General features: G+C 72.5%; 24 protein-coding genes and 1 tRNA gene. 13 read left to right on the top strand and 12 right to left on the bottom strand.

Going from position 1 to position 25437, the window contains the following annotated elements; genetic code table 11:
* The first annotated feature begins 66 nt into the window (after positions 1-66).
* The 3 genes from ACFYMO_RS25205 to ACFYMO_RS25215 all read left to right on the top strand — a co-directional run bounded on the left by ACFYMO_RS25205 (position 67) and on the right by ACFYMO_RS25215 (position 1854).
* Entirely contained in the window at positions 67-684 is a 618-nt protein-coding gene (locus tag ACFYMO_RS25205) for a DUF1269 domain-containing protein (protein ID WP_388549092.1), read from the top strand.
* 115 nt (positions 685-799) lie between these two features.
* Complete coding sequence (locus tag ACFYMO_RS25210; RefSeq protein WP_366773640.1) at positions 800-1120, top strand: multidrug efflux SMR transporter; 321 nt, start codon at positions 800-802, stop codon at positions 1118-1120.
* Positions 1121-1308: 188 nt separating this feature from the next.
* A complete protein-coding gene (locus tag ACFYMO_RS25215; protein WP_366773641.1) occupies positions 1309-1854 on the top strand; it encodes a hypothetical protein in 546 nt (181 codons plus the stop codon).
* Here ACFYMO_RS25215 and ACFYMO_RS25220 read toward each other — a convergent pair.
* Positions 1833-2678 carry an alpha/beta hydrolase gene (locus ACFYMO_RS25220; RefSeq protein ID WP_366773642.1) on the bottom strand — a complete coding sequence of 282 codons (846 nt, stop codon included), beginning with the start codon at positions 2676-2678 and terminating at the stop codon, positions 1833-1835. The genes ACFYMO_RS25215 and ACFYMO_RS25220 overlap by 22 nt on opposite strands.
* Positions 2679-2768: 90 nt before the next feature.
* Here ACFYMO_RS25220 and ACFYMO_RS25225 point away from each other — a divergent pair, with 90 nt between their 5' ends.
* Positions 2769-3179, top strand: coding sequence for a MerR family transcriptional regulator (locus ACFYMO_RS25225; protein ID WP_366773643.1), 411 nt, complete (start codon positions 2769-2771; stop codon positions 3177-3179).
* A 161-nt stretch (positions 3180-3340) separates the two neighbouring features.
* Here ACFYMO_RS25225 and ACFYMO_RS25230 read toward each other — a convergent pair whose 3' ends face one another.
* Positions 3341-4318, bottom strand: a complete 978-nt coding sequence (locus ACFYMO_RS25230; RefSeq protein ID WP_388549098.1) for a putative RNA methyltransferase — start codon at positions 4316-4318, stop codon at positions 3341-3343.
* A 439-nt stretch (positions 4319-4757) separates the two neighbouring features.
* Between ACFYMO_RS25230 and ACFYMO_RS25235 the strand changes: the two genes are divergently transcribed.
* Both ACFYMO_RS25235 and ACFYMO_RS25240 read left to right on the top strand, forming a co-directional pair.
* On the top strand, positions 4758-5588 hold the full coding sequence (locus tag ACFYMO_RS25235; protein ID WP_366773645.1) for a DUF2637 domain-containing protein: 831 nt from the start codon (positions 4758-4760) through the stop codon (positions 5586-5588).
* 406 nt (positions 5589-5994) lie between these two features.
* Positions 5995-7479: an MFS transporter gene (locus ACFYMO_RS25240; RefSeq protein ID WP_388549101.1), complete on the top strand. Its 1485-nt coding sequence runs from the start codon at positions 5995-5997 to the stop codon at positions 7477-7479.
* Between the two features lie 560 nt (positions 7480-8039).
* On the opposite strand, the gene ACFYMO_RS25245 is transcribed toward ACFYMO_RS25240, so the two are convergent.
* From ACFYMO_RS25245 to galU, 8 genes are all read right to left on the bottom strand, one after another.
* On the bottom strand, positions 8040-8534 hold the full coding sequence (locus tag ACFYMO_RS25245) for a hypothetical protein (protein WP_366773647.1): 495 nt from the start codon (positions 8532-8534) through the stop codon (positions 8040-8042).
* A gap of 135 nt (positions 8535-8669) precedes the next feature.
* Positions 8670-8743, bottom strand: a tRNA-Ala gene (locus ACFYMO_RS25250).
* 84 nt (positions 8744-8827) lie between these two features.
* The gene (gene glpR, locus ACFYMO_RS25255; RefSeq protein ID WP_388549104.1) at positions 8828-10438 is read right to left on the bottom strand and encodes a gephyrin-like molybdotransferase receptor GlpR; all 1611 of its coding nucleotides are present in this window, start codon (positions 10436-10438) and stop codon (positions 8828-8830) included.
* Between the two features lie 153 nt (positions 10439-10591).
* Entirely contained in the window at positions 10592-11221 is a 630-nt protein-coding gene (locus ACFYMO_RS25260; protein ID WP_366773678.1) for a GNAT family protein, read from the bottom strand.
* The gene (locus tag ACFYMO_RS25265; RefSeq protein ID WP_388549107.1) at positions 11218-11937 is read right to left on the bottom strand and encodes a molybdenum cofactor biosynthesis protein B; all 720 of its coding nucleotides are present in this window, start codon (positions 11935-11937) and stop codon (positions 11218-11220) included. Before ACFYMO_RS25265 ends, ACFYMO_RS25260 begins: the two co-directional genes overlap by 4 nt.
* Positions 11934-12449 (bottom strand): cyclic pyranopterin monophosphate synthase MoaC, encoded by a 516-nt coding sequence (moaC, locus tag ACFYMO_RS25270; RefSeq protein ID WP_366773650.1) that lies wholly within the window; start codon positions 12447-12449, stop codon positions 11934-11936. Before moaC ends, ACFYMO_RS25265 begins: the two co-directional genes overlap by 4 nt.
* 77 nt (positions 12450-12526) lie before the next feature.
* The gene (gene glp / locus ACFYMO_RS25275) at positions 12527-13870 is read right to left on the bottom strand and encodes a gephyrin-like molybdotransferase Glp (protein WP_366773651.1); all 1344 of its coding nucleotides are present in this window, start codon (positions 13868-13870) and stop codon (positions 12527-12529) included.
* A gap of 3 nt (positions 13871-13873) precedes the next feature.
* Positions 13874-14776, bottom strand: coding sequence for a UTP--glucose-1-phosphate uridylyltransferase GalU (gene galU / locus ACFYMO_RS25280; protein WP_388549112.1), 903 nt, complete (start codon positions 14774-14776; stop codon positions 13874-13876).
* Between the two features lie 105 nt (positions 14777-14881).
* Between galU and ACFYMO_RS25285 the strand changes: the two genes are divergently transcribed.
* Positions 14882-15496 (top strand): 5-formyltetrahydrofolate cyclo-ligase, encoded by a 615-nt coding sequence (locus ACFYMO_RS25285; RefSeq protein ID WP_366773653.1) that lies wholly within the window; start codon positions 14882-14884, stop codon positions 15494-15496.
* Positions 15497-15673: 177 nt separating this feature from the next.
* Here ACFYMO_RS25285 and ACFYMO_RS25290 read toward each other — a convergent pair whose 3' ends face one another.
* Positions 15674-18496, bottom strand: coding sequence for a penicillin acylase family protein (locus ACFYMO_RS25290; protein ID WP_388549116.1), 2823 nt, complete (start codon positions 18494-18496; stop codon positions 15674-15676).
* A 337-nt stretch (positions 18497-18833) separates the two neighbouring features.
* Between ACFYMO_RS25290 and ACFYMO_RS25295 the strand changes: the two genes are divergently transcribed.
* The 6 genes from ACFYMO_RS25295 to mscL all read left to right on the top strand — a co-directional run bounded on the left by ACFYMO_RS25295 (position 18834) and on the right by mscL (position 24970).
* Positions 18834-20384, top strand: a complete 1551-nt coding sequence (locus tag ACFYMO_RS25295; protein WP_366773655.1) for a potassium/proton antiporter — start codon at positions 18834-18836, stop codon at positions 20382-20384.
* A 307-nt stretch (positions 20385-20691) separates the two neighbouring features.
* On the top strand, positions 20692-22062 hold the full coding sequence (locus ACFYMO_RS25300; RefSeq protein ID WP_366773656.1) for an MFS transporter: 1371 nt from the start codon (positions 20692-20694) through the stop codon (positions 22060-22062).
* 67 nt (positions 22063-22129) lie between these two features.
* A complete protein-coding gene (locus ACFYMO_RS25305) occupies positions 22130-22495 on the top strand; it encodes an FmdB family zinc ribbon protein (RefSeq protein WP_360302250.1) in 366 nt (121 codons plus the stop codon).
* 160 nt (positions 22496-22655) lie between these two features.
* The gene (locus ACFYMO_RS25310; RefSeq protein ID WP_366773657.1) at positions 22656-23492 is read left to right on the top strand and encodes an S-methyl-5'-thioadenosine phosphorylase; all 837 of its coding nucleotides are present in this window, start codon (positions 22656-22658) and stop codon (positions 23490-23492) included.
* A gap of 152 nt (positions 23493-23644) precedes the next feature.
* Positions 23645-24226: a hypothetical protein gene (locus ACFYMO_RS25315; protein WP_388549142.1), complete on the top strand. Its 582-nt coding sequence runs from the start codon at positions 23645-23647 to the stop codon at positions 24224-24226.
* Positions 24227-24397: 171 nt separating this feature from the next.
* Entirely contained in the window at positions 24398-24970 is a 573-nt protein-coding gene (mscL, locus tag ACFYMO_RS25320; protein ID WP_366773659.1) for a large conductance mechanosensitive channel protein MscL, read from the top strand.
* A 256-nt stretch (positions 24971-25226) separates the two neighbouring features.
* Here mscL and ACFYMO_RS25325 read toward each other — a convergent pair whose 3' ends face one another.
* A complete protein-coding gene (locus ACFYMO_RS25325) occupies positions 25227-25427 on the bottom strand; it encodes a hypothetical protein (RefSeq protein ID WP_366773660.1) in 201 nt (66 codons plus the stop codon).
* Between the last annotated feature and the right edge of the window lie 10 nt (positions 25428-25437).

The following is a 25437-nucleotide window of genomic DNA, read 5'->3' on the forward strand; positions in this document are numbered from 1 at the left end:
GCAGGTCGCGCGGGTGCTGCCGGACTGGGGATGCCGGAGCCCGCGAGAGCGCGGATCGTGGGTCGTATGACGGAATACATCGTGTGCGCCGACTTCACCGACCGGGGAACCGGGGCGGCACAGCACGCGCTGGAGACGCTGGAGCGCGCGCACAGCCGGGGCGCGCTCGACCTGCGGGAGGCCCGGGTGATCAGCCGGGACCCGAACGGGCACGCCGAGATCCTCGGCGAGGTGGACCACATCAGCGGCGCCGCGGGGTTCGCCGTCGGCAGCCTCGTCGGTGCGCTGGTGGGCCTGGTGGGCGGGCCGCGGGGTGCCCTGCTCGGCTTCACCACCGGGGGCCTGATCGGCGGCGGCCACGACGCCCGCCGGGTCGTGGAGACGAACGAGGGGCTGGAGGAGCTCACCGCGGAGATCCCGCCCGCGAGCACGGTGGTGGTGGCCGATGTGAAGGAGACCTCCACCGGTGCGGTGCGGGAGGCGCTGGGACCGGGTGTCAGCCACTATCTCGCAGCCGCGGTGCGGCAGGAGGTCGAGGAGGACATCCTCTCGAAGCCCCAGTCGTGTCCCAACGCCTCCGACGCGCCCACCGGATCCGCGACCACCGGCCACGAGACAGGACGCTTCGGCGAGGGCGAGAAGGAGCGGGCGAGCGGCCGCGAGACGCACTGGTGGCGGCGCTAGCGGGGCGGGACAGGGCGACGGGGCGGCACGACGCCCCGGGCACCGGCGACGCCGACAGGTGCACCGGGGCCGGGCGGGTGGCATCGGCAGGGCGCGCGGAGCGAGGGAGTACCGGATGGGCCTGGCGTGGGGCGTGCTGATCGTCTCCGGGTGCCTGGAGACGCTGTGGGCTACCGCTCTGGAGGCGTCGGACACGTTCCACCGGCTGTGGCCCTCGGTGCTCTTCCTGGTCGCGCTCGCGGCCAGCATGGCGGGCCTGTCGTACGCTGTCTCGCAGATTCCGCTGGGCACCGCGTACGCGGTGTGGGTGGGGATCGGCGCCGTCGGTACGGCGGTCTACGGGATGGCCGTGCTGGGGGACACGGTCTCCGCGGCGCGGCTGCTGTGCCTGCTGCTGATCGTCGGCGGTGCGGTGGGGCTGAAGCTGCTGCCCTGAACGGGCCTGCCGCCTCCCCGCGGCGCCCGGAGCGTGCTCCCCGGGACACCCTGAACGCCAATGGCCGGACCAGTCGGAGACATTGTTTACATGCCCCTGCCATGCCGCTACGTTGACGCCCGACCACCGCCCCCGACACTCCGCGAGTCGTGCACCCCCCACCCCGTCCCTCGGGAAGGCAGGCACCCATGAGACCCACTCGCCACGCTCGGACCGGACTCCTCGGCGCCGCCGCGGCCGCCGCACTGGCGCTGACCGCGCCGGTGAACGCGCAGGCGGCGCAGGCGTCCCCCGCGCCCCCACAGAGCCCTGCGCGGGCCGCCGGGAGCCCGCAGCTCCTCGCGAAGCTGACACACTCCCAGGCGACGTCCATCTTCCGGTCCGCCGGGATCACCTGGACGTCCAGCGGCGGCTGTTCGGACCGGAACAACCCCACCTGCACCTCGTTCCAGGGGCTCCGGTCGCAGACCGCGGACGGCGCCGTCACCCTCAAGAGGGCGTCCGGCTGTGCCGTCCGGCTGACCGGCGGCACGGAGACGGGGCACGCCTCCGGCACCTACAGCCACTGGAACGGCTACAAGCTCGACATGTCCCTCTCGAGCTGCCTGGACAGCTACATCACCGGGGCCTTCACCTCCATCGGCGGCTCCAAGTGGAAGTCGGCCTCGGGCAACATCTACTACCGCGAGGGCAACCACTGGGACGTCACCTACTACAACTGCGGCGGCTGCTGAGCGGGCCGCCCTGCGCCCTCCGGCAGCCCGGCGAGGAACTCCCGCACATGCCCGAGCCACACCTTGCGGTCCTGCTCGCCCAGGACGTGGGCGCCGCCCGGAATCTCCACCAGGGCGGCGCCCGGAAGGGCGGCGGCGAGCCTGCGGGAGCTGTCGGGCAGCACGAGGCGATCACCGGTTGGCACCGCCACCAGCGCGGGCACCCGGATGCCCGCGAGGTCGCCGCGCACATCGACCCGGTGCACCAGGTCGAAGTGGTCCACCATGCCCGGCGGCAGCCCCTCCCGGGTCGCCGCGACGGCGCCCTCCAGCTCCTCGGCGGTGAGTTCGCCCAGTTCGCCGTCCGACAGCGCGGCCTGGGTGGCGACGCGCGCGACCGCGTCCCACTCCCCGGCCCGCCCCAGGCGGGTGACGAGGGCGGCGGCGAACTCCAGGAGCGGGTCGGCCACCGCGAACCCGGCGGTCAGCACGAGCCCGGTCACCCGCTCCGGGTGCCGCGCCGCGGCCCGCAGAGCGACCACCGTCCCCAGGGACTCCCCCAGCACGGTGAAGTGTTCGTGCCCCCGCGAGACCGCGGCCTGCACGACGGCGTCCGCCAGCGTGTCCAGGTCGAGCGGCTCCGCCGCCCGGGGCGTGCCTCCGGCACCCGGATAGTGCGGTCCGATCAGCGTGTGATCGGACGCCAGATCGTCCAGTACGTGCCCGAAGTTGGCTTCGATCCCTCCGCCCGCGCCGTGTGCGAGCAGCAGCGCGGGGCCGCTGCCCTGTACGTGTACGTCCAGAGACGGGAATGCGGCCGCAGCCGCGGTGTGCTTCTCGGTCATGTCCCAGAAGCTAAACTCCGACATCAGTGTCAGAGTCAAGCCGCGTCCGGGGCGGGATGCCTCCGGCGGCTTCGAGGGGGCGGATCGGCCATGCGGATGAAGGAGATGGTGCGCCGCACCGGCGTCCACGAGCGGCTGCTGCGCTACTACGAGAAGCAGGGTCTGCTGAGCCCGCAGCGGCTGCCCAGCGGCTACCGCGAGTACAGCGAGACGGATGTCGACACGGTGCGCCGGGTGCGCTGCCTGCTGACGGCGGGGCTGTCGACCTCGGCGATCGCGCAGATCCTGCCGTGCCTGCGGGACGAGGGTGATCGCCTCGTCCCGACCTGCCCCGACCTGGTGGGGCAGTTGCTCGCCCAACGCGACCGGATGACCGCGGAGATCGAGGCCCTGCACACCTCGCGCGGTCTGCTCGACGACGTCCTGGCCGCCACCCCCGATCGCCTCAAGCGGGCCGCGGCGAACGCCCCCGGGGAAGCCGGAGCACCGCGGGCCGCTTAGCGGACGCCACCGCGCGGCGGGCGGGGACGCGGCGGACCGGGAAGCGGCCGACCGGAGCGCGACGGCCCCGGGGAGCGGCGGATCGGGGGCGTGGCGGAACCGGGGGCCTGGCGGTCAGCCGCTCCCCACACCGGGGGGCGGACGGGTGCGGGCGGAACGGCTCACCCGGCGGTGGGAACCGGCCGGTACACCGAGATGCCGAACGACGCCGTGGCCTGCACCCGTTCCCCCAGTGCCGCGGCCCGCCCCCGCAGTTCCTCCGGCTCGACATGCCGCGCGGCCGGCCCCATGGCGGCGAGGTTCGCCACGTCCGCGGCGGACAGGTCGAGGGGGTACTCGAGAGCCTCGGTACGCTCCGGTGCGAAGTGCCCGGACAGGGTGCGCTCCAGGCGCTCCGCCTTGTCCGGGTCGACTTCCAGCAGGCCCAGCGCGCCGCGCAGTTCCCGCAGATGCCGCCCGGTCGGCGTGACCACCAGCAGCGCCCCGCGGGGCTTGAGCACCCTGCGGAACTCCGCGCCGTTGCGCGGTGCGAAGACGTTCAGCACGACGTCCGCGCAGCCGTCCCGGACCGGGAACGGCCGCCAGACGTCCCAACTGGCCGCGCCCGCGCGCGGGTGGGCCCGTGCGGCCCGGCGCAGCGCGTGGGGCGACGCGTCGAGCGCCAGTCCCACCGCGCCGGGCAGGGCCTCCAGGACGGCGGCGAGGTAGTGCCCGGTGCCCGCACCGGCGTCCAGCACCGTGTCCCCTGCGCCCTCCGCGGGAGGGCCGAGCGAGGCGGTGATCCGAGCCAGCGCTCCGGTCAGCGGCGCGTAGTGCCCGGTCTCCAGAAAGGCCGTGCGGGCCAGCACCATCGCCGCACTGTCGGCGTTCGCGGTGCGCTTGGCCCCGGAGAGCAGGCTGACGTATCCCTGCCGGGCGATGTCGAAGGTGTGCCGGTTCGGGCAGCGCAGCGACCGTTCCGCCACTGCCAGGGAGTCGCCGCAGACGGGGCACCGCACCACCTCGACCAGGGCCCCCCAGGGGTCGCGGGGCGTCGGCCCGCGCCGCGCGGGCCGGTCGTGCGCATGACCGACGTCGCGGCCGTCGTGCGCTCGCTCTTCGTGCGTGTACGCGTCACGCGCGGCGGACGGTTCGGTCATGGGGCGGCAGCTCTCTCGGACGGCGGAGCCCCAGGCTACCGGCGTCCGGAAGAGCTGCCGCCGGCTCCTCTTCCTGCCCGGCGGAATCGCGCATGCGCCACGGCGAACGAGGAGACCACGCGCCGCATAGCGCGGTCGAAAATCCGGTGAAACGACATCCTGCACATCTCACCCTCTTCTCGCTGCTCCACGCAGGAGTGACATACGTGCGGAAAACCGCATACTCATAAGTCTGAGTACTGCACACAGGGGTTTCCGCCGGCTGGAGCATTCGTTGACCGGGATGTACCCGAGACGGTCATCTCCGTCATCCGCCCTCGCTGGTCGGCGCGGACGACCGGGGCGACGCGGCGTCGGTCACCACCAAGGGCGTCATGCGCGTGCGGGACCGGCCTCGACACAGTCGTCTGAACCTGCCCGCAGAGAAGAGAGTTCAGTCTTGACCGAGACGTCGCACTCGTACACGTCCTACGTACCCCCTGATCCGGACACCGGCTTCCCCGGGCAGAGAAAACCGGCTGAACCGGATGTGCACCCGGCCCACACCTGGGGGGCCGCGCCGGTCAGGAACGACAACGCCGTGCGACTGGACCCCACCGACACCGGGACCCTCGGGCTCACCCGTTTCGGCTCGCCGCACCCCGAGCGCGGCGAGCAGACCGACCACCACGCGGACCTGGACGCCGAACTCGCCCGATTCCTCGACACTGTCGAGCAGGAGCGCCTGGCGGACTCCTCCGGTGCGGCCACCCGGGCCCGGCACCGCAAGGAACGTCCCCTGGAGCGGGCGAAGCAGCAGCAACAGCGGGGAGAACTGAGCTGGCGGCGGGTCCTGAGCGCCTTCTCGGTCACGCTCACCGCCATGATCGTCCTCCTGGTCAGCTTCCTGGGCGCCAAGGCGTCCTACCCGTCGCTCTACGACCTCGCCCAGGAGTCGGCGCCCCCGGGGGTCGCGCACGCCTGGCCGCTGCTGATCTACGCCCCCTGGGTCGCGGCCACGCTCTCGATTCTGCGCACCCGGGCCTACCGCCGCCGTACGGTGCACTCCTGGCTCGTCGTCCTCTTCTTCGCCGCCGTCGCCTCCCTGCTGTGCGTCGCCGACGCCCCGCCGACCCCGGCGGGCATCGCGGTGGCCGGTCTGCCGCCCATCACGGCGCTGCTCTGCTTCCATCAGCTCGTCCGACAGCTCGACCTCCCCCCGGTCCCCACACATCCCTCCCGGCACGCCCGCCCCACGCGCGGCACCAATCGCCACCGGTCGGCGGGCTGACCCCACGGCCCGCCGACCGGTGGTCGCGGCATCGTCGACCCCGGCGGCGAACCGCCGACCCTGCGCACCCCTGCGCCGCCGCACCCCCGCGGTTCGTGGGCCACCGCCCGGGCGGAAGCCCTCCGAGTCCGGACCGCCCACTGCCGCCCCAGTGGCTGCGGCCCGGCGGGCAGGCGCCGTCGCGACCCAGGCGACCGTCCGCCCGCGCACCGGCCGACCGGGTCAGCGCGCTCCCGGGGCACCGAGCCCCTATCGGAACGACAGTTCCGTTAAAGCCTTTCTCGTGCTACCTTCGCAGTCATAACGGAACGCAAGTCCCGTTACAGTGACTCGCCATCCCACCCCTGACGCACCGCACCTCCGCCGCACCGTCGACCACAGCGGTCGCCTGGAAGGAAGTCCTGTCATGCCCACAACAAAACCGGAGTCGACCACGCCGGCCGCCCCCGACGTCAGGGCGGTGCCGGAGCCGACGGCCACGCCCCGGCAGCTCACCGGGCGGCTGAGGGTGGTCCTGGCCGTGCTCCTGGTCGCCCAGTTCATGCTGGCCGTCGACTTCTCGATCCTGAACGTCGCGCTGCCCGCGATCGGCGACGGGCTCGGCTTCCCCCTCGCCGACCTGCAGTGGATAGCCACCTCGTTCGCACTCGCCGCCGCCGGTTTCACCCTCTTCTTCGGCCGCATCAGCGACCTGGTCGGCCGCAAGAGGATCTTCATAGCCGGCCTCGCGCTGCTGGGCCTGTCCTCCCTCGTCGGCGGCCTGGCCACCAGCCCGGGGGTGCTCCTGGCCGCCCGCGTCGCCCAGGGCCTGGCCACGGCCGCCGCGACACCCGCGGGGCTCTCCCTGCTCACCACGGCGTTCCCCGAGGGCCCGCTGCGGCAGAAGGCGCTGGGCATCAACGGCGCTCTCATGTCCGCGGGATTCACCACCGGCGCCGTCCTCGGCGGGGTGCTGACCGACCTGCTCTCCTGGCGCTGGGCGTTCTTCCTCAACGTCCCCGTCGCGCTCGCCGTCGTCCTCGTCGCGCCCGCCGTCATCCGGGAGCCCGCACCCGCCGCCCGGCCCCGGCTCGACCTGCCCGGCGCCCTCACGGTCACCGGCGGTCTGCTCGCCCTGGTCCACGGCCTCACCCAGGCCGGCGAGCACGGTTGGACCGCCCCGCACGCCGTGGCCGGCCTCGCCGCGGGCGCCGCGCTGCTGGCCGCGTTCTTCGTGATCGAGCGCAGGGTGGCCCAGCCGCTGGTCCCGCCCAGGGTCCTGGGCCGGCGCAACGTCGCCTGGGGGAACGTGCTCGGGCTCCTCGCCTTCGCCACCGAGACCTCGCTGGTCTACCTGCTCACCCTCTACCTGCAGAAGACCCTCGGCTTCACACCGCTCGCCGCAGGCGTCACCTTCGGCGTCCTGGGCATCGGCACCGTCCTCGGCGGACTCGTCGCGCCGAAGGCCATCGCCCGGACCTCCACCCTGACCGCCCTGATCGGCGGCGGCCTGCTGCAGGCGGTCGCCACCGCCGCCCTCCTCTTCCTGGGCACCACCACCGGCGCCGCGCTGGGCCTGCTGCTGCCCGCCACATTCCTCGGCGGCGTCGGCAACATGCTCGTCATCGTCGGCTTCATGGTCACCGCCACCAGCGGCCTCCCGGATGCCGAACAGGGGCTGGCCACCGGTCTCGCGTCGATGTCCCAGCAGGTCGGCATCACCATGGGCACGCCGGTCATGTCCGCCGTCGTCACCGCCGGCACCTCGGGCGCGACCACCGCCACCGCGATCCACCACGGAGTCGCCACCGCCATCGCGGTCAACACCGCACTCGTCCTCCTCGGCACCGTCCTGGCCGCGCTCTTCCTCCGCACCCGCACCCGCACGCCGCAGGACACGACGAACGCCTGACCCCGCTCCCTCTGCGCGCCCGCACCCCTGACCGGGCCTCCCGGAAGCCGGGCCTTCCAGAGCAGAGGCCGTCCGGGTCCCGGGACCGGGCTGCCGCACCGCACGGCACCGCTCACCGGGGACACAGGGCCACCGGGCGGTGTCACCGGCCGGCTCCTTCAAGCCACCGCACCCCACCAGGGGTTCCGACGTGTATACCGACGAGGCCCGGCCCCCCGGCGCCACCACTGCCGTCACGTGGCGCGACATCGTCGTCCCCGGCGGGCCGGCGGCGGTGGCCGCCCGCGTCCTCCGGCCGGCCATGAACACCCTGGCCACCGACCAGCCGCCTCCCCTGAGCGACGGGCCGGGCCACGTCTCACCGGCCGGCTGGTCACGTCGTCCGCGAGAACGGACGCCACCCGCAGGCTCGTCCGGCACCCCGCCTGTGAACCACCCCCGGAAGCACCGGAGATCCTGCCCGAGCAAGCAGAGCGGGAGGGGTCTCGTGCGCGCTCGCAGGCGCCCGATTCCTGTGACCGTCCCGGAGGACATCGCTGCGGCGCCCGAGCGACCGGTGATCACCCAGGCGGGTCGGGGGTGTAGGCATACACGCGGATCGGATCGAGATGCAGTTCGTGGGGACCCATGCAGTCCGCCGCGAGGGTGGCCAGGAGCGTTCCGCAGGCACATGCCATGTTGCGACCTCCGGTGCCGAGCGGCCCACAGCACCCCCAGTGGACAGTCGAGGCCCCGGTCAACCGGACGGTGGACACATCATCTGGATGAACGACGACGGTATTCCGGGGCCCTGCGGACACCGTGCGGGTCATGTCGTGCGGCATGAGGAGGGGGCGGCTTCCGGAAGGCTTCGGGTGCCGGGGGTCCGGAGCCACGAAGGGTGCTCCCCATGGCTCGGGGTCGATGGCGTAGTGGCCGCGCGGCACGGTCGAGGGCGCGAGCCAGGTCTTGCGGTCGCGGTCCCGGTCGCTCACGGAAGCGTCGGGAACAGCAGGAAGCTTCTGAAGGTCCTGCGTGAGCTGGGCACCGCACTTCGTGCAGTAGAAGACCGTCATGCCGGCCGTTCTACCTCACCGTCCCAGTCGGCCACGACCGCGTTTCCACCCGCTCCGGGAGCGGCACCACCCTTCGCTGCCGCACAACGCGAAGAACCCCTGCCGGATGACTCCGACAGGGGTTCTGACGTGCTGTGGACCTGAGGGGATTTGAACCCCTGACCCTCTCGTTGCGAACGAGATGCGCTACCGGACTGCGCCACAGGCCCTTGCGACAGAGGAAACAGTAGCACCCTCGCCGGGACGGGAGGAAATCCGTTCCCGGGCCTCCCGCGGAACCGTCAACGGCGGACTCACTCGTTGGCGGCGCGGGGTCGCTGTTCGCCTTCGTACTGGTCGAAGAGGGGTGTGCGGTCGCGGTCGGCGGTGGTTCCGTCCTCGGCGGCGGGGTGCGGCTCGGCGGCGGGGACGCTGCTGGAGCGGGCCGAGCTCCAGGCGTCGGGAGCCTCCAGGTCGACGCCGCGCGTCGCACGGGGTGCGACGGGGGCACTGACATAGGTGGGCAGCGGTACGGGCACCGGTTCCCAGCCCTCGCCCTCGGAGGAGTCCCTGTCCCGTGCGCGCTGCTGGTCGACCCACTCGGCGTGGTCGGTCTGCTCGACCAGTGCGCGGCGCTCCGCCGCCTCCTGCTGTTCGGCCCGGGCCCGGGCCTCCGGGGGCGCACCCGCGCGGTCAGCGGCGGGGGCTTCCGGACGTGCGCCGCTGTGCTCGGGTCTGCGCCGGGGCGCCACATCCGCCGGGGGGCCGCCGGCCCGGGGGCGGCGCTCCTCACGGGGATGCTGTTCTTCGCCGTGACGCCGGCCCTGGCGGCCGGTGGCGCCGTCGCCCTCCGTACGCACCGGGAGGCCCGGCTCGGTGTCGGTGTGCAGCGCCTCGGCCCGGCGGCGCTCGGATGGTCCGGCGTCGTCGTACGGCCGCTGGGCGCGCAGACTGCGCGCCGCCGCTTCGGCCCGGCGCCGGTCCATGGTGAAGGCGAAGCGGCGGCGCTCCTGGACGCGGAGATGGACGATGTAGACGCTCAGCAGGACGGCGGGGACGGCGGGCACCCACAGCAGGGCGAGTCCGCGGACTGCCGCCACGACCGTGCCCACCGTGAACGCGAGGAAGAGCAGCATCGTCGTGCGCCGCCGCCGCGCGAGCAGCTTGGCCCGCTTGGCCTGCTTGGCCCGCCGTCCCGCTCCCTGCGCGGTCCGCGGGTCGGCGGTCCGAGAGCGTGCCGTCCCCGCCCGCTCGGCCGCGCTCGTGCGGGAGCGGTCCGGTCCGGTCCGGTCGGCGCCCTGCTGGTCGTACCGGGCCTCCCCCGACTGCTCCGAGGGGCGGCCCGGTGACCGCGCCGGAGCCGTCCCGGACCCTGCCGCCACGGCCGCGTCCTCCGGAACGTCGTGGTCGCGGTGCGCGGCGGCGGTGCCCGGATGGCCGCTCCGGCTGCCGGGGCGGACCGTTCCGGCGGGCCGGCCCTCCGGGTGAGCGTGCACCTCGGTCAGCGCTTCGGCGCCGGGGGCGCCGACCATGGTCTTGGGGTCGGCGAAGGCCCGGACGTCCACCGCTTGCTCGGTGGCGGCGTCCGGGTCGCTCCGGTACGCGTCACCGCCGGAGCCGTACGCGGCGGAGGAGCCGGGCTCGTGCTCGGCGCCGGCTCTCCGTGCGTACGGGTCGTCGGCCGCCCACCCCTCGCGGACGCGGCGCCGTTCCGCCTCTCTGGCGTAGCGGCGCTCCATACCGGCCTTGCCGGACAGCAGCCGGATGGCGGTGCTGAAGCGTTCCGTCGGACGGGCTTCGTTCAACTCGTCCTGGCGACGAAGCCACATCGGCACCAAGTAGGCGGCCCAGGCCCCGACGATGACTGCGTAGATGAGGCCACTGCTGCTCACCCTCACACGGTAGAGGGGATTACGTGAGCCCATCTGCCAAACAGCCCGGCGTGTTGCACGATCTGGCCGATCCGTCGAACTTTTTTATGACCGACGGCCCGGGACTATGCGGAATCGGCCGAGAAATGGCCGGAACGCGCGGGCGCGGGAATCCCGTCTCCCCGACCGACCCCACAAATCGAACGTCTATTTTATTTCAGTGGAGTGGCCGGGCCTCGACCGGTGCCAGCGGGTCAGCAGGCCCTCCGGGACCTCCTCCACTGTCAGGGCGAACACCAGGTGGTCGCGCCAGGCGCCGTCGATGTGCAGATAGCGCGGCCGGATTCCTTCCTCCCGGAAGCCGAGCTTTTCCACCACGCGACGGCTGGGGAGGTTCTCGGGGCGGATGCAGACTTCGACACGGTGCAATCCGACAGTGCGGAAGCAGTGGTCCACGACCAGCGCCACCGCCGTGGGCATGACGCCCCGTCCCGCCACCGCGCGGTCCACCCAGTAGCCGATATGGCCGGAGCACATGGAGCCCCAGGTGATACCCGCCACGGTCAACTGCCCGGCGAGCCGCCCCTCGTGCTCCACCACGAACGGCAGCATCCGGCCGGCCTGCGCCTCGGTGCGCAGATGCCGCACCATCTGGCGGAAAGTGGGGCGACGCGGCGGCAGCTGGCCGGGCGGCGCGGGCGGAATCGTGGCCTCCCAGGGACGCAGCCAGTCCCGGTTGCGCTGATTGACCTCCCGCCAGGCGCGCTGGTCGCGCGACTTTATGGGGCGGAGGGTCGTGGGACCGTCCGCCAGCTCGACCGGCCATGGGGCGTTCAGCGGGCGTCGTCCCCTCTGTGCCCGCCGGACCGCCGCGGGGAGTCCGGCTCGGTGGGACGGCCCGGCTCGGTGGGATGGTCGCCGCCGTGGATCTGGTCGACGGCATGCGGCAACAGGCGGGCCAGAACGGCCATCCCGTCCTTGACACCGCCGGTGGAGCCCGGGAGGTTGACGACGAGGGTGCGGTCAGCCACCCCCGCGACACCGCGCGAGAGCGCCGCCGTGGGCACCTTCGCCGCCCCTTCGGCACGGATGGCCTCCGGAATACCGGGGATCTCGCGCTCCAGGACGGAACGCGTCATCTCGGGAGTCCGGTCGGTCGGGGAGATGCCGGTGCCGCCGGTCGTCAGGACGACGGCGTAGCCCGCCGCCACCGCCTCCCGGAGCACCTCGCGGACGGGCTCGCCGTCCGGCACCACCTGCGGCCCGTCCACGGCGAACCCCATGGCTTCCAGACCCGCCACGAGCAGCGGCCCGCCCTTGTCCTCGTAGACGCCCGCCGAAGCACGGTTGGAGGCCGTCACCGCGAGCGCGCGGTACGGCCGCACCGACGCGGCAGCGCTCGCGGCGGGGCCGTGGGACGCACGGTGGGCGTGCGGCGTGACCTCGCCACCGGAGTCGTGCACGGTGGTCCCGTCCCCGTGACGGTGGGCAGCGGTCTCCTCTCCGCGGCCGTGCGGGGCCGACCCGCTCCCGCGGTGCCCGGGACCGCTCATACGCCCTCCTCGCCGACCTCGTCGGCGCGCGGCTGCCGCGCCCAGTTCCCCGACGCTCCACCCGCCTTCTCCTCCACTCTGACATCCGTGACGACCGCGGACTTGTCCACGGCCTTCACCATGTCCACGACCGTCAGTGCGGCGACCGTGACCGCGGTGAGCGCTTCCATCTCGACACCGGTGCGGTCCGTGGTCCGCACCCTGGCGGCGATCTCCACGGCGTCGTCGGCGACCGACAGGTCGACCTCGACCCCGGAGACGGCGAGCGGGTGGCACAGTGGGATGAGTTCCGGAGTCTTCTTGGCGCCCATGATCCCGGCGATCCGGGCGGTCGCCAGAGCGTCTCCCTTGGGCACGCCTTCGCCCCGCAGCAGCGCGACCACCTGCGGTGCGACGAGCACCCGCCCGGTGGCACGGGCCGAGCGCGCGGTGACGTCCTTCTCGGACACGTCGACCATCCGCGCGGCCCCGGACGCGTCGACGTGGGTGAGGTGCTGCTGAGCGCTGGTCATGGTTCTCCCGGTCCTGTGCTGTGCCCGGACACGGTACCGGCAGCGGCCGGTGCGCGGTCTGCCGCGTCCTGCCACGGTCAGTCCAGGGGAACGACGGTCACTTCGTCACCGGGGGCGACTCGGCCGGTCCCCTCCGGGATGTCGATCAGCGCGTCGGCGTGCGCGAGGGCGGCGATCAGGTGGGAGCCGGAGCCTCCGACCGCGCGGACCGTGCCCAGGCCGTCCCGCTCGGCGGACGGGGTGAGGTCGCCGCGGAGGAACTGCCGCTTCCCCTCCGGAGAGGTCAGCGCGGTGCCCCCGGCCAGCCGGGCGCGCACGGTGCGGCGCCGGACGGGCTTCTGGCCCATCAGGTGACGCAGCGCCGGGCGGACGAACAACTCGAAGGAGACATAGGCGCTCACCGGGTTGCCGGGAAGAGTGAGGATGGGCGTGCGGTCGGGCCCGATCAGACCGAACCCCTGGGGCTTGCCCGGCTGCATCGCCAGCCTGCGGAACTCCACCGTGTCGCGCGCCGGATCGTCCGCGCCGTCCTCCTCCTCGCCGCCGCGGAAGGCGTCCACCTGGGAGAGCGCCTCCTTGACGACGTCGTAGGCGCCGACGCTCACTCCGCCGCTGGTGACGACGAGGTCGGCCCGGATGAGCTGGTCCTCGATGGTGGCGCGCAGCGTCTCGGCGTCGTCGGCCACCGCACCGACCCGGTAGGGGATGGCTCCGGCCGCGCGTGCGGCGGCGGTCAGCACGAAGCTGTTGGCGTCGTGGATCTGTCCGGGGCCCAACGCTTCACCCGGTGCGACGAGTTCGCTGCCGGTGGAGAGGACGACCACCCGGGGGCGCGGACGCACCACCACCGAGCCGCGCCCGACGGCCGCCAGCAGACCGACTTGCGCGGGCCCCAGAACGGTGCCGGCCCTGAGCGCGACAGTGCCCGCCTCGACGTCGCTGCCCTTGGCCCGTACATGCTGACGGGCGGCGACCGGACGGTGCACGCGCACCTGGCCCGAGGCGCCCTCCGGCGCGGCGCTGTGCGCGGCCATGGCGTCCGCGGGGCCGCCGCCCGTGCCGCCGTCGGTCCACTCGACCGGGACGACGGCCTCCGCGCCGGGCGGCAGCGGCGCGCCGGTCATGATGCGGGCCGCCTCACCGGAGACGACGACGGGCAGTCCGGAGCTCCCGGCGGCGATGTCGCCGACCACGCTGAGCACCGCGGGGAACTCCTCACTGGCACCCCGGACATCGGCGGTCCGTACCGCGTAGCCGTCCATGGAGCTGTTGTCGAACGGCGGGAGCGCGGCGGGGACGACGACGTCGTCGACCAGGACGCAGCCCTGCGCGTCGAGCAGGTTCAACTCGATGGGGTCCAGCGGGCGGACGCTGCGGAGGATGTCCTCCAGGTGCTCCTCGACCGACCAGGTCTTGCTCACGACTTACATCTCCTCGGTGACGTATCCACGCAACCACTCCCGGAACTCCGGGCCCAGGTCCTCACGTTCGCACGCAAGCCTGACAATGGCACGCAGGTAGTCCGCCCTGTCCCCGGTGTCGTAGCGGCGCCCGTCGAAGACGACGCCGTGCACCGGGCCGCCCACGGACTCGTCGCTGGAGAGGGTCTGCAGTGCGTCGGTGAGCTGGATCTCGCCGCCTCTGCCGGGCTCGGTCTTGCCGAGCACCTCGAAGACGGCCGGGTCCAGCACATAGCGGCCGATGATGGCCAGGTTGCTGGGCGCCTCCTGCACCGGGGGCTTCTCCACCAGGTCCGAGACCCGCACCACGTCGCGGTCGGAGGTGGCGGTGGCGGCCGCGGCGCCGTACAGGTGGATGCTGCCGGGATCGACCTCCATGAGCGCCACGACGCTGCCGCCGCGCTCCTCCTGCACCTCGATCATCCGCGCGAGCAGGGGGTCGCGCGGGTCGATCAGGTCGTCGCCGAGGAGGACGGCGAAGGGCTGGTCCCCCACGTGCGGGGCTGCGCACAGGATGGCGTGGCCCAGGCCACGCGGGTCGCCCTGGCGGACGTAGTGCATGGTGGCCAGGTCGCTGGACTCCTGCACCCGGGCGAGCTTCCCGTCGTCGCCCTTGTCCCGCAGGACCTGCTCCAGTTCGTAATTGCGGTCGAAGTGGTCCTCGAGGGGACGCTTGTTGCGTCCGGTGACCATGAGCACGTCCGAGAGACCGGCCGTGACGGCCTCCTCGACCACATACTGGATCGCGGGCTTGTCGACGACCGGGAGCATCTCCTTGGGTGTGGCCTTCGTCGCGGGCAGGAAGCGCGTGCCCAGGCCGGCGGCGGGGATGACTGCCTTGGTGATCCGTGAGCGGGGAGTAGTCATGTCCCGCACCATAACCGGTCACTTGATGGGAAAGATAAGCGTCCACGGCGTTTATCGCGTTTGTTGGGTTTGTTGCGTTTCGCGCGCGGAAGGGAAGGACGCTCCATGGGCGAGCCGGAGACTGTCGGCGACGGTAGTAAGCACGCGTTGCGCCGCGCTGTCCTGCGGGTGAGGAAAACCTTGACCCCCGGTGACCTGGATGCGGCCGCGCACGCGCTGGCCCGGCATGTACTGGAGCTGCCCGGCCTCTCCACCGCGGCGACCGTCGCCGCGTACGCGTCAGTGGGCAGCGAGCCGGGCACCGGTCCGCTGCTGGAGGCATTGCGCGCACGCGGCGTGCGCGTGCTGCTGCCGGTGCTGCGCGAGGACGACGACCTCGACTGGGCGGTCCACGGGGGCCCCGGGACGCTCGTCCCGGCCGGGCGCGGACTGCGGGAGCCGTCCGGACCGCGGCTCGGCCCCGAAGCGGTCGCACAGGCCGATGCGGTCCTGCTGCCGGGGCTGGCCGTGGACCGGGGCGGACTGCGGCTGGGACGGGGTGCGGGCTGCTACGACAGGGTGCTCGCCCGGCTGGCGGCCTGCGGCGCGCAGCCGGTGTGCGCGGTGCTGCTGTACGACGGCGAACTGGTCGACCGTATCGACGGCGAGGAGCACGACCGGCGGGTGGCGACAGCCGTGACCCCGAGCGGCGTGCACCACTTCGGGGGCGCGGAAGGCTGACCGGGCCACCCCGCGGCCGGCGACCGGCCCGGGGCGACCCGCCCGGGTGGGCCAGGCGGACCGGGCGGGCCCAGCGCACCGTCGGGCCACGGCGGGGCGCCGGCCCCCTCGACCGCCCCGACCGCACGACGGTGGCCCGGCACGCGCGGTGCGTGCCGGGCCACCATTGTGGACACGTCAGGGCGTGAGCGCCATCTGGTCCTCGGTCGCCTTGTCGACCGCCTTCTCGCTGTAGGGCCACTTGAGGAACTCGCCCTTGGCCCACTTGTCGGTCTGGTCGGTGTAGTGCGCGTTGTAGGCGTGCCCGGAGGCGCCGGTGAGGTTGATCCACCGCGAGTTGTCCAGGTCGCCCATGTCGACGACCATCCGCATCGACGGCACCCAGATCACGTCGTATCCGCCGGCCGCGTTCCAGCCGGTGGCGTTGACGGCCGCCTCACCGCCGCCCAGGTCCCAGGGGCCGCGGTTGAGGAGCCACTGCATGAATCCGGGGCCGCTGGTGCCGATCGTCTGGTTCTTCAGCATCAGCCGGTGCAGCCTGCCCCAGCTCCAGGTGTCGATGTCCTTGCCGAGCTTGGAGGTGAGCTCCCAGCGCGCATCCTTCATGGCGTGCGCCAGCAGGTCGTCGCGGTTCTTGTCGCCCCTGCGCACCGAGGTGTCGCGGGTCTTCCACCACTCGCTGTCCGACTGCTTGAGCAGCTTGCGCACGACCTCGAACCAGCGGTCCCCGCCGTCGGGCTGCGCGGAGTCCGCCGAGCGCTGCCCGCACTCGCGCACCAGCCGCTGGTTGCCGCTGAGGTCGTCGACCGGGCCGGAGTCGTCGGAGGGCGCGACGTACAGGCAGTCGCCCTTGACGCGCAGCGCCTTGGGGAGCTTGTCACCGAAGGCCAGCTTGAGCAGGTTGCGCCAGACGGCGTTGAAGTAGGCGGCGGGCGCCGAGTCGGAGTCCTGGGTGTAGTCCCAGCCCTCCAACAGTTTCTGCGCGTTCCGGACGTACTTGTCCCGGACCTCGATCTTCAGCAGGTAGGGCACCAGCAGCTTGGCGATCTCGCTGCTGTTGTCCATCTGCATCGTCTCCATGTCGTCCATGGAGATCTTCCCGCCGTCCTTGATCTTCGACTGGACGAGGTCGTCGATCCGTTGGCTGCGCGCTCCGTAGCCCCAGTCGTCGGTGAGCAGGTAGGGGTACTTCTCGCGGTCCACAACGGCCTGGTTGGCGGTCACGATGTAGCCGCGCTCGGGGTTGTACTCCCACGGCAGGGCGCGCTGGGGGATGTATCCCTTCCAGCGGTAGCGGGGGTCCCAGCCGGGCGCCGGGTAACGTCCGTCGCCCTTGCCGCGCACCGGGATGCTGCCGGGGGCCTGGTACCCGATGTTGCCCTTGGTGTCGGCGTAGATGAGGTTCTGCGAGGGGACGGCGAACTCGCGGGCCGCCGCGCGGAAGTCGGAGAAGTCGGCGGCCCGGTTGAGCTTGAAGACCGCGTCCATGGTCTTGGAGGGCTCCAGCGCGGTCCACCGGAGGGAGATCGCGTAGCCGTCGCCGCGGTCGGGCGCCGCGTTGCCCACGGGGGCCGTGTCGCCGACCTTGCGCAGTTCCTTGTTGCGGTCCGAGACGATCGGGCCGTTGTTCGTCTCGCGGACGGTGATGGTCCGGTCCTTGCCGCCGGCGACCTTGATGGTCTCCTCACGGGTGCGGTACGGGACCTCCTTGCCGTCGTAGAGGTACTTCCCGTCGCGGACCTTCTCCAGGTAGAGGTCGGTCACGTCGGCGCCGAGGTTGGTCATGCCCCAGGAGATGCGCTGATTGTGGCCGATGACGACACCGGGCATGCCGGAGAAGGTGAAGCCGGAGACGTCGTAGGGGCAGGACTTGTCCACCGAGCGGCAGTGCAGGCCCATCTGGTACCAGACGGAGGGCAGTTGCGGCGCCAGGTGAGGGTCGTTGGCCAGCAGCGGCTTGCCGGTGGTCGTGTACTTGCCGGACACCACCCAGGAGTTGGACCCGATGCCGCTGCCGTTCGGCCCGAGCAGCCCGGGGATCTCGTCCAGCTTGTCGGCCACCGCCCCCATCTGCGTGGTGGCGCCCTCAGCCGCCTCGCCGGCCCCCTGGGCGCCATCGGAGCCCCCGGAGGCCCCGGGGGTCCCCGTGCCGCCGCCGGCGCCCGCAGCGGGCTGCTCAGTGCCTCCGGCGTCTGTTCCGGAGCCGGTGCCCGTCCCGGTGCCGGTACCCGAACCGGCCTCGTCGGCCTCGGCCTTCGGGTCGAACTTCTTGGTGGCGGGGTCGACCGAACCCTGGCCCACGATCGGCTTGTTCCGGTCGACGGGGTACTCCGGGTACAGGTCCTCGATCTGATCCTTGTCCAGGCGGCTGGTCATCAGCGCCCGGTCGACCTCGTCCGACATGTTGCCCCGCAGGTCCCAGGCCATCGCCTTGAGCCAGGCGACCGAGTCGACCGGGCTCCAGTCGGCGGGCTGGTAGTCCTCGCCCGCCAGGTCCAGCGCCGCGTACTCCACGGAGAGCGCGGAGCCCTTGTGGTCCTTGAGGTAGGCGTTGACCCCGGCGGAGTACGCCTTGAGGTAGTCCCGGGTCTCCTCGGGGAGTTGCTTGTACTCCTTCTCCGCCACCCGGCGCCAGCCCAGGGTGCGCAGGAAGGCGTCCGTCTCCACCTGCCCGTCGCCGAACATCTCCGAGAGCCGCCCGGAGGTCATGTGGCGGCGTACGTCCATCTCCCAGAAGCGGTCCTGCGCCTGGACGTAGCCCTGCGCCAGGAAGAGGTCCTTCGCGTTGTCCGCGTAGATCTGCGGGATGCCGCTGCCGTCCCGTTTGACGCTCACCGGTGCGGCCAGACCCTTGAGTTTGAGCGAACCGGTGGTCTGCGGGAAGGAGTCGCGGACGGTGCTGATGCCCCAGTAGGTGCCGCCGCCGACGCCGGCCACCAGCAGCAGCACGACGACGATCACGATGAGGCGGGCGCGTCGCGAGGTCTTCTTGGCGGGCATCGCTGTCCTTAGCGGGGCAGGGTGGACCGTTACGGGGGACCGGACGGGCCCGGTCCGTACGGAGCAACCATAGGCCGACCGTCGGCGCGCCCGGACAGCGAGTCACCCTCAGCCGATTCCCGCCGGGGCATATTCAAGTAATGGTAAATTGTTAGCTACCCAAACGAACTAGCCGCTGCCGGACAACGGTCCGGGAGCAGCGGCCCCGCCATGGTCGAGGCGTTAAGAACACGTCAGGAAAGCGTCAGGAGGCCGTCAGAACCATCGCGCGCACCCGCTCGCCCACTCAAGGAACCCCGCCCCGGCGCCGATTCCCCGCGTCCGGAGCACCCGACTCGTGCACTCAAGGAGAGAGCCCCGGCCAGAGAGGACCCGTGCCCTGACCGTCCACAGCCTCAACCAGCTCCTGCTCTTCAGCGCCCTCGTCCTGCTCATCGCCGTCGTCGCGGTCCGGCTCTCCTCCCGCAGCGGGCTGCCCAGCCTGCTGGTCTACCTGGGGATAGGCATCGCGATAGGGCAGGACGGCATCGGCTTCGGCTTCTCCGACGTCGCGCTGACCCAAACCCTGGGATACACCGCCCTTGTGGTGATCCTCGCCGAGGGCGGGCTCGGTACGAAGTGGCGCGACATCCGGCCCGCCGTGCCCGCAGCCGCCGTGCTCTCGACGTTCGGGGTGGCCGTCAGCGTGACCGTCACCGCCCTGGCCGCGCATTACCTGGTCGGCCTCGACTGGCAGGCATCCCTGCTGATGGGCGCCGTCGTCTCCTCCACGGACGCCGCCGCGGTCTTCTCCGTACTGCGCAGGGTGCCGCTGCCCAAGCGGCTCACCGGCATCCTGGAAGCCGAATCCGGCTTCAACGACGCCCCCGTCGTGCTGCTGGTCGTCACCTTCTCCTCGCTCGGTTCCGAGCACCACACCTGGTACTTCCTGCTGGGGCAGATCTTCCTGGAACTCGGCATCGGGCTGGTGGTGGGACTGATCGTCGGCAAACTCGGCGAACTCGGCATGCGCCACGTGGCGCTGCCCGCCTCCGGCCTCTACCCCATCGCCGTGCTGGCCCTGTGCTTCCTGGCGTACGCGGGCGGCGCCATGGCGCACGGATCCGGCTTCCTGGCCGTCTACGTGGCCGCGCTGATCCTGGGCAACGGCAAACTGCCGCACCGGCCCGCCGTGCGGGGTTTCGCCGACGGGGTGGCCTGGATGGCGCAGATCGGCCTCTTCGTCCTGCTCGGTCTGCTGGTGACCCCGCACCAGCTGTGGAAGGACTTCTGGCCCGCCGTGCTGATCGGACTGGCCCTGACCCTGGTCGCCCGGCCGCTGTCCGTCTTCCTGTGCCTGGACCGCTTCCGCCTGCCCTGGCAGGACAAGGCGCTGCTCACCTGGGCCGGGCTGCGAGGCGCCGTGCCCATCGTGCTGGCGACCATCCCGATGGTCGCCGAGGTCAAGGGCAGCCAGCGGATCTTCAACATCGTGTTCGTGCTGGTCGTCGTCTTCACCGTCCTACAGGGGCCCACTCTGCCCTGGCTGGCGCGGAAGCTGCGGCTGAACGAGCGGGACGAGGCAGCCGACCTCGACATCGAATCCGCGCCCCTGGAGCGGCTGCGCGGGCATCTGCTGTCCGTGGCCATCCCGCCGTCCTCCCGGATGCACGGCGTCGAGGTCACCGAGCTGCGGCTGCCGCCGGGCGCCGCCGTCACCCTGGTGGTGCGGGACGGCGAGAGTTTCGTCCCCCTGCCCTCCACGGTGCTGCGGCACGGCGACGAGCTCCTGGTCGTCACGACCGACCGGGTCCGGGACGCGGCCGAACGGCGGCTGCTGTCGGTCAGCCGCGGCGGCAAGCTCGCCGGCTGGCTGGGCTCCGGAGGAAGCACAGCGGTGCGCCGGTGACGGTGCACCGCTGCGGGCTGGTCGGCGCTGAGGGCTCATGCCGTCGTGCCGTCGAGGGCAACCGCGGGCCGTGCCGTGTGTCCGCGGTCTGCGCCTCGTGTTACGGAACACCGCCGCCGACCGTTATCCTCACAAGGTAAAGATTCACCCCGACTCTGCCTGATGCAGAGCTGGCGCGACCGCTCGGCGGCCACGGTCCGGAAGCCCACCCTTGCACCGGACCGGGTATCTACCCCGGTCCTGCGCGAGAGGACAGCTCTCGGCGCGTCACCCTGAGCGCGCTACCAGGCGGCAGAAAGGCCCGGCCGTGGAATCCCCGGCCACCGAGACCGACACCGCACGGACCGACGAGAACACCGGGAACCGGCACTCCGAGCGCTCCTCCCGGCGTCCCGGATACGGACAACTGCTGCGGACCGAGGGAGCCTGGTCCTTTCTGCTGCCGGGCTTCCTGGCCCGCCAGCCCTACGCGATGCTCACCATCAGCATCGTCCTGCTCGTCCAGCACACCACCGGATCCTTCGGCCGGGCAGGCGCGGTGTCGGCGACGGCCGGCATCGCCATGGCCGTACTGGCGCCGCAGAGCGGCAGGCTCGCCGACAGGTTCGGGCAGGGCGCGGTCCTGGTCCCGCAGGCGTTCCTGCACGTCCTCACCGTCGGGGCGCTGATCGCCGCCGCCCTCCTGGACGCCCCCCTGTGGGCGCTCTTCGTGGCTGCCGTACCGGCCGGTGCGACCGCTCCGCAGATCAGCCCGATGGTGCGGGCCCGCTGGGCGGCGCGGCTGCAGGGATCCCCGCTGATGACGACGGCCGCCGCCTTCGAGTCGGTGACGGACGAGTTCACCTTCGTGGTCGGCCCGGTCCTGGCCACGGCGCTGTGCACCGGAGTGCACCCGGCCGCGGGGCTCGCGGCCGAGGCGGCCATCTCACTGGTGGGCGGACTGGTCTTCGCCGCGCAGCGCCGTACGCAGCCGGTTCCGTCGACCGCCGGGCGCCCGGCCGGGCGGGGCGCGGACACCGCGCGCGGACAGGGCGCGGACGGCCGGCCGTCCGCACTGGCGGCGCCGGGGGCACGGGTGCTCGTCGCGGCGCTGCTGGGTATCGGCATGGTCTTCGGCGGTATGCAGGTCTCGCTCACCGCGTTCACCGAGGCGATCGGCCGTCCGGGCGCCAACGGTCTGATGTACGGCGTCTTCGCCGCGGGCAACATGCTGGCCGCTGTCGCGGTGGGTACCGTCCGGTGGAAGCGCGGGCCGCAGACCCGGCTGCTGACCGCCTACCCCGCGCTGGTGGCGGCCGCGGCGCTGCTGGCCCTGGCCGCGCAGTTCGCCCCCTGGGCGGTCGCGCTGGGCGCGCTGGGCACGCTGACCGGACTGTGTGTGGCGCCCTGCATGATCACCTGCTTCACCCTGATCGAGTCGCTCGTCCCGGCGGGTGCCCGCACCGAGGCGTTCACCTGGCTGACCGGGGCGGTCGCGCTGGGCCAGGCGACCGGCTCGACAGTGGCGGGCCAGCTCGCGGACCGTGCGGGAGCCGGAGCCGGGTTCCTCACCCCGCTGGTCGGCACCGGGCTCGCGCTGCTGGTGCTGCTGGCCTTCCGCAAGGCGCTGCACCCCGCCCACGGCGGACTGGTCGCGGCACGTGGGCTGGGTCACCGAACGACAGTCGCGGTGGACTGACGCGCGGGAATGCTGCACTATGGAGCGTTGTTAGCACTCAACAAGTGAGAGTGCCAGGAGGAAGAACGTGCCGACCTATCAGTACCAGTGCACCGAGTGCGGCGAGGGCCTCGAGGTGGTGCAGAAGTTCACGGACGACTCGCTGACCGAGTGCCCCGGCTGCCAGGGCCATCTCAAGAAGGTCTACTCGGCGGTCGGCATCGTCTTCAAGGGCTCCGGCTTCTACCGCAACGACAGCCGCAAGTCCTCGTCGAGCAGCAGCCCGGCCGCCAACAGCTCTTCTTCGGACTCGACCGCGAAGAGCGGCGAGACCAAGGGTTCGTCCTCTTCCTCGGACTCCTCGTCGTCCGGCTCCTCCTCGTCCTCCTCGGAGACGAAGTCCTCCGGGAAGAGCGAGAGCAAGAGCGGCAGCAAGGCGTCCACTTCGGCCTGAGCCGACGCTTCGGCCCGACCGCCACCGCGGCCCCCCAGGGCCGCGGCTCCGCCACCCGCCCCGGAGTCGGCGCCGGACGGCACGGGGCTCTGGCAGCACGCCTCCGTCGGCGAGCCCGGCCCTCTGCCCCGCATCCGGCGTGCGCCCTTAGGGTGACCGCATGAGCGAACAGGCAGAGATCGGCATCATCGGCGGTTCCGGCTTCTACTCCTTTCTCGACGAGGTGACCGAGGTCACCGTCGAGACGCCCTACGGGCCGCCGAGCGATTCACTCTTCCTGGGAGAGACCGGCGGCCGCCGGGTGGCCTTCCTCCCGCGCCACGGCCGCGGCCACCACCTGCCCCCGAACCGGATCAACTACCGCGCCAACCTGTGGGCGCTGCGCTCGGTGGGCGTGCGCCAGGTCATCGCGCCGTGCGCGGTGGGCGGCCTGCAGCCGGAGTTCGGCCCCGGCACCCTCGTGGTGCCGGACCAGTTGGTGGACCGCACCAAGTCCCGGCAGCAGACCTTCTTCGACGGTCAGGAACTTCCCGACGGCAGCGTTCCCCGGGTCGTCCACGTCGCTTTCGCGGACCCCTACTGCGAGGCGGGCCGCCAGGCCGGGTTGCGGGCGGCCCGCGCCCGGGGCTGGCAGGCGGTGGACGGGGGCACGCTGTGCGTGGTCGAGGGCCCGCGCTTCTCGACCCGCGCCGAGTCCCGCTGGCACGCGGCTCAGGGCTGGTCGGTCGTGGGCATGACCGGGCACCCCGAGGCGATCCTGGCTCGCGAGCTGGAGCTGTGCTACTCCTCGCTGGCCCTGGTCACGGACCTGGACGCGGGTGCGGAGGCCGGGGAGGGCGTCTCGCACGAGGAGGTGCTGCAGGTCTTCGCCGAGAACATCGGCCGACTGCGAGAGGTGCTCTTCGAGGCGGTGAGCGAACTGCCCGCCGCCGACGAACGCAAGTGCGAGTGCGGCTCGGCGTTGGGCGGGATGGAGCCCGGCATCACGCTCCCCTGACCGCTTCCGTCCCCCGGGAGGGGGACGGAATTTTCCACAACTGCGCGGTCATCCACAGGATTTCGGGCCTGCCGGCGGGATTCCGGCCCAGCGGCCAGGGTTGTCACCGAAGGCCGTGAACAGGCGGCTCTTCTCCCCTGTGCCGGCTGGTGGTGAATGTCTTGCCCGGATCCCGGAAGCCCTTCCCGGAGGATCTTCCTCTCCGTACCTGCCTGCGCGCTCCGGTGCCCGACTTCCCGCCCGTCCGGGCCGGGCACGGCACTCGCTTCCCGCGCCTCGGCAGGCCGGGGCGGCGCCGGTTCCTCCCGGCCGCGCTCGCCGCCGGTGCAGCCGCGCTCGCCCTCACCGCGACGGACAGCGGTCCGCCACCACGGGACGGGACCGGTCCGGCGGGCTCCGGCCCGGCAGCGGAACGGCGGAGCGCCGGGAGAACGGGCACGGGCGAGGAGGTGCGGGAAGCCCCCGTCTCGGCTCCCGTACGGATCGCCGACGCGGCGACGGTCCGGCTGCTGAGCCCCGGTGATCGGATCGATGTGCTGGCGAGCACGTCCAAGAGCGCTTCCGCCCGTGTCGTGGCCACACATGTCCGAGTGGCTCAGGTGCCCGAGTACCGGGACACTGTCTCGGGCGACGGAGCCGAGGGGGCGCTGATCGTCGTCGTCGTCACCCGGCGGACAGCGGCGGCGCTCGCGGGCGCCGCGGCGAAGTCCCGGTTGGCGGTGACGCTGTGCTGAGCCGTCCGTCGTCCCCGCTGCTTCGGAGGCAGCGGGACCGGCCGTGCATGAACCCGTGGGCGCGAGGGCAGGCGAGCAGCCGGTCCCGTCCGCGGGCGCTGCCGGTTCCGTGCGCCCTCGGTCTCCCGCTCGCAGTCAGCATCGTCATCTGGTTCTGGAAGAGGAAGTCCGTTGAGCAACGACACCCCCGCACCCGAGAAGAAGGGCGTACTGACCGGCTTCAGGGAGTTCCTGATGCGCGGCAACGTGGTCGAACTGGCCGTCGCCGTGGTCATCGGAGCAGCCTTCAGCAAGATCGTCGAAGCCGTCGTCAACGGCTTCATCAACCCCCTGGTCGGCGCCATCGGGACCAAGGACCTGGACAAGTACCGCTCCTGCCTGAAGGGCCCCTGCGAGGTCAGTCCGACGGGCGAGGTGACCTCGGGCATCCCGATCAACTGGGGTCCGGTGCTCAGCGCAACGCTGACCTTCCTGATCACGGCGGCGGTCGTCTACTTCCTGATGATCCTGCCGATGAACAGGTTCAACGAGCGCCGGGCGGGCAAGGCGGCTCCGGAGGAGACCACTCCGGCGGAGGCGGCCAAGACCGAGGTCGAGCTGCTCACCGAGATCCGCGATGCCCTGCTCGCCCAGCGCGGAGACGGGAGCGATTCCGCGGAGAGCCCTGCGTCCGCCGGTGCGGTCACCGCTGCGGACAGCCCGGTCGGCCCCCAGCGCGACGGGGGCGCCGGCACCCGCAAGTAGCGCCGGAGACCGCGAAGGAAACGCCGCGCCGCCCTGCGGACAGCCGGAGCCCCCGTTGTCCGCGGGACGGTGGCCGTCCGGGACGGGGCTGCCGCGCGGAGGGCCACAGCTCCCCGGCGGACCACCGCTCCCCGAGGGGCGGCCACCGCCCGGCCCGGGACCGCGGCCCGGAGGGCGGCGACGGTCTGACGGAGGAGCACGGCGTCCGGCGGACGGCCGCGACCCGTCGGCGCTCCCGCGGCGTGGCGGAGCGGGCTCAGAGATGGTGGGGCGGCTTCTCGTCCAGGAAGCGCGCGAGGTCACCGCTGGCTCCCGCCGAGCCGCTGCCCGCGCCCTCGCCCCAGCCCCGGTCGGTGTCGTCCGCGGAGGGACGGGTCAGCGGGTCGTCGAAGACCAGCGAGGCCGCCGCTTCACGCGGGGTGCCGGGCCGGTCGGAGGAGTGCGGGTCGACGCTCATGGCTCAAGCG

Origin of the sequence: Streptomyces sp. NPDC007025, from assembly GCF_042869455.1 — a bacterium.
Lineage (GTDB): Bacteria > Actinomycetota > Actinomycetes > Streptomycetales > Streptomycetaceae > Streptomyces.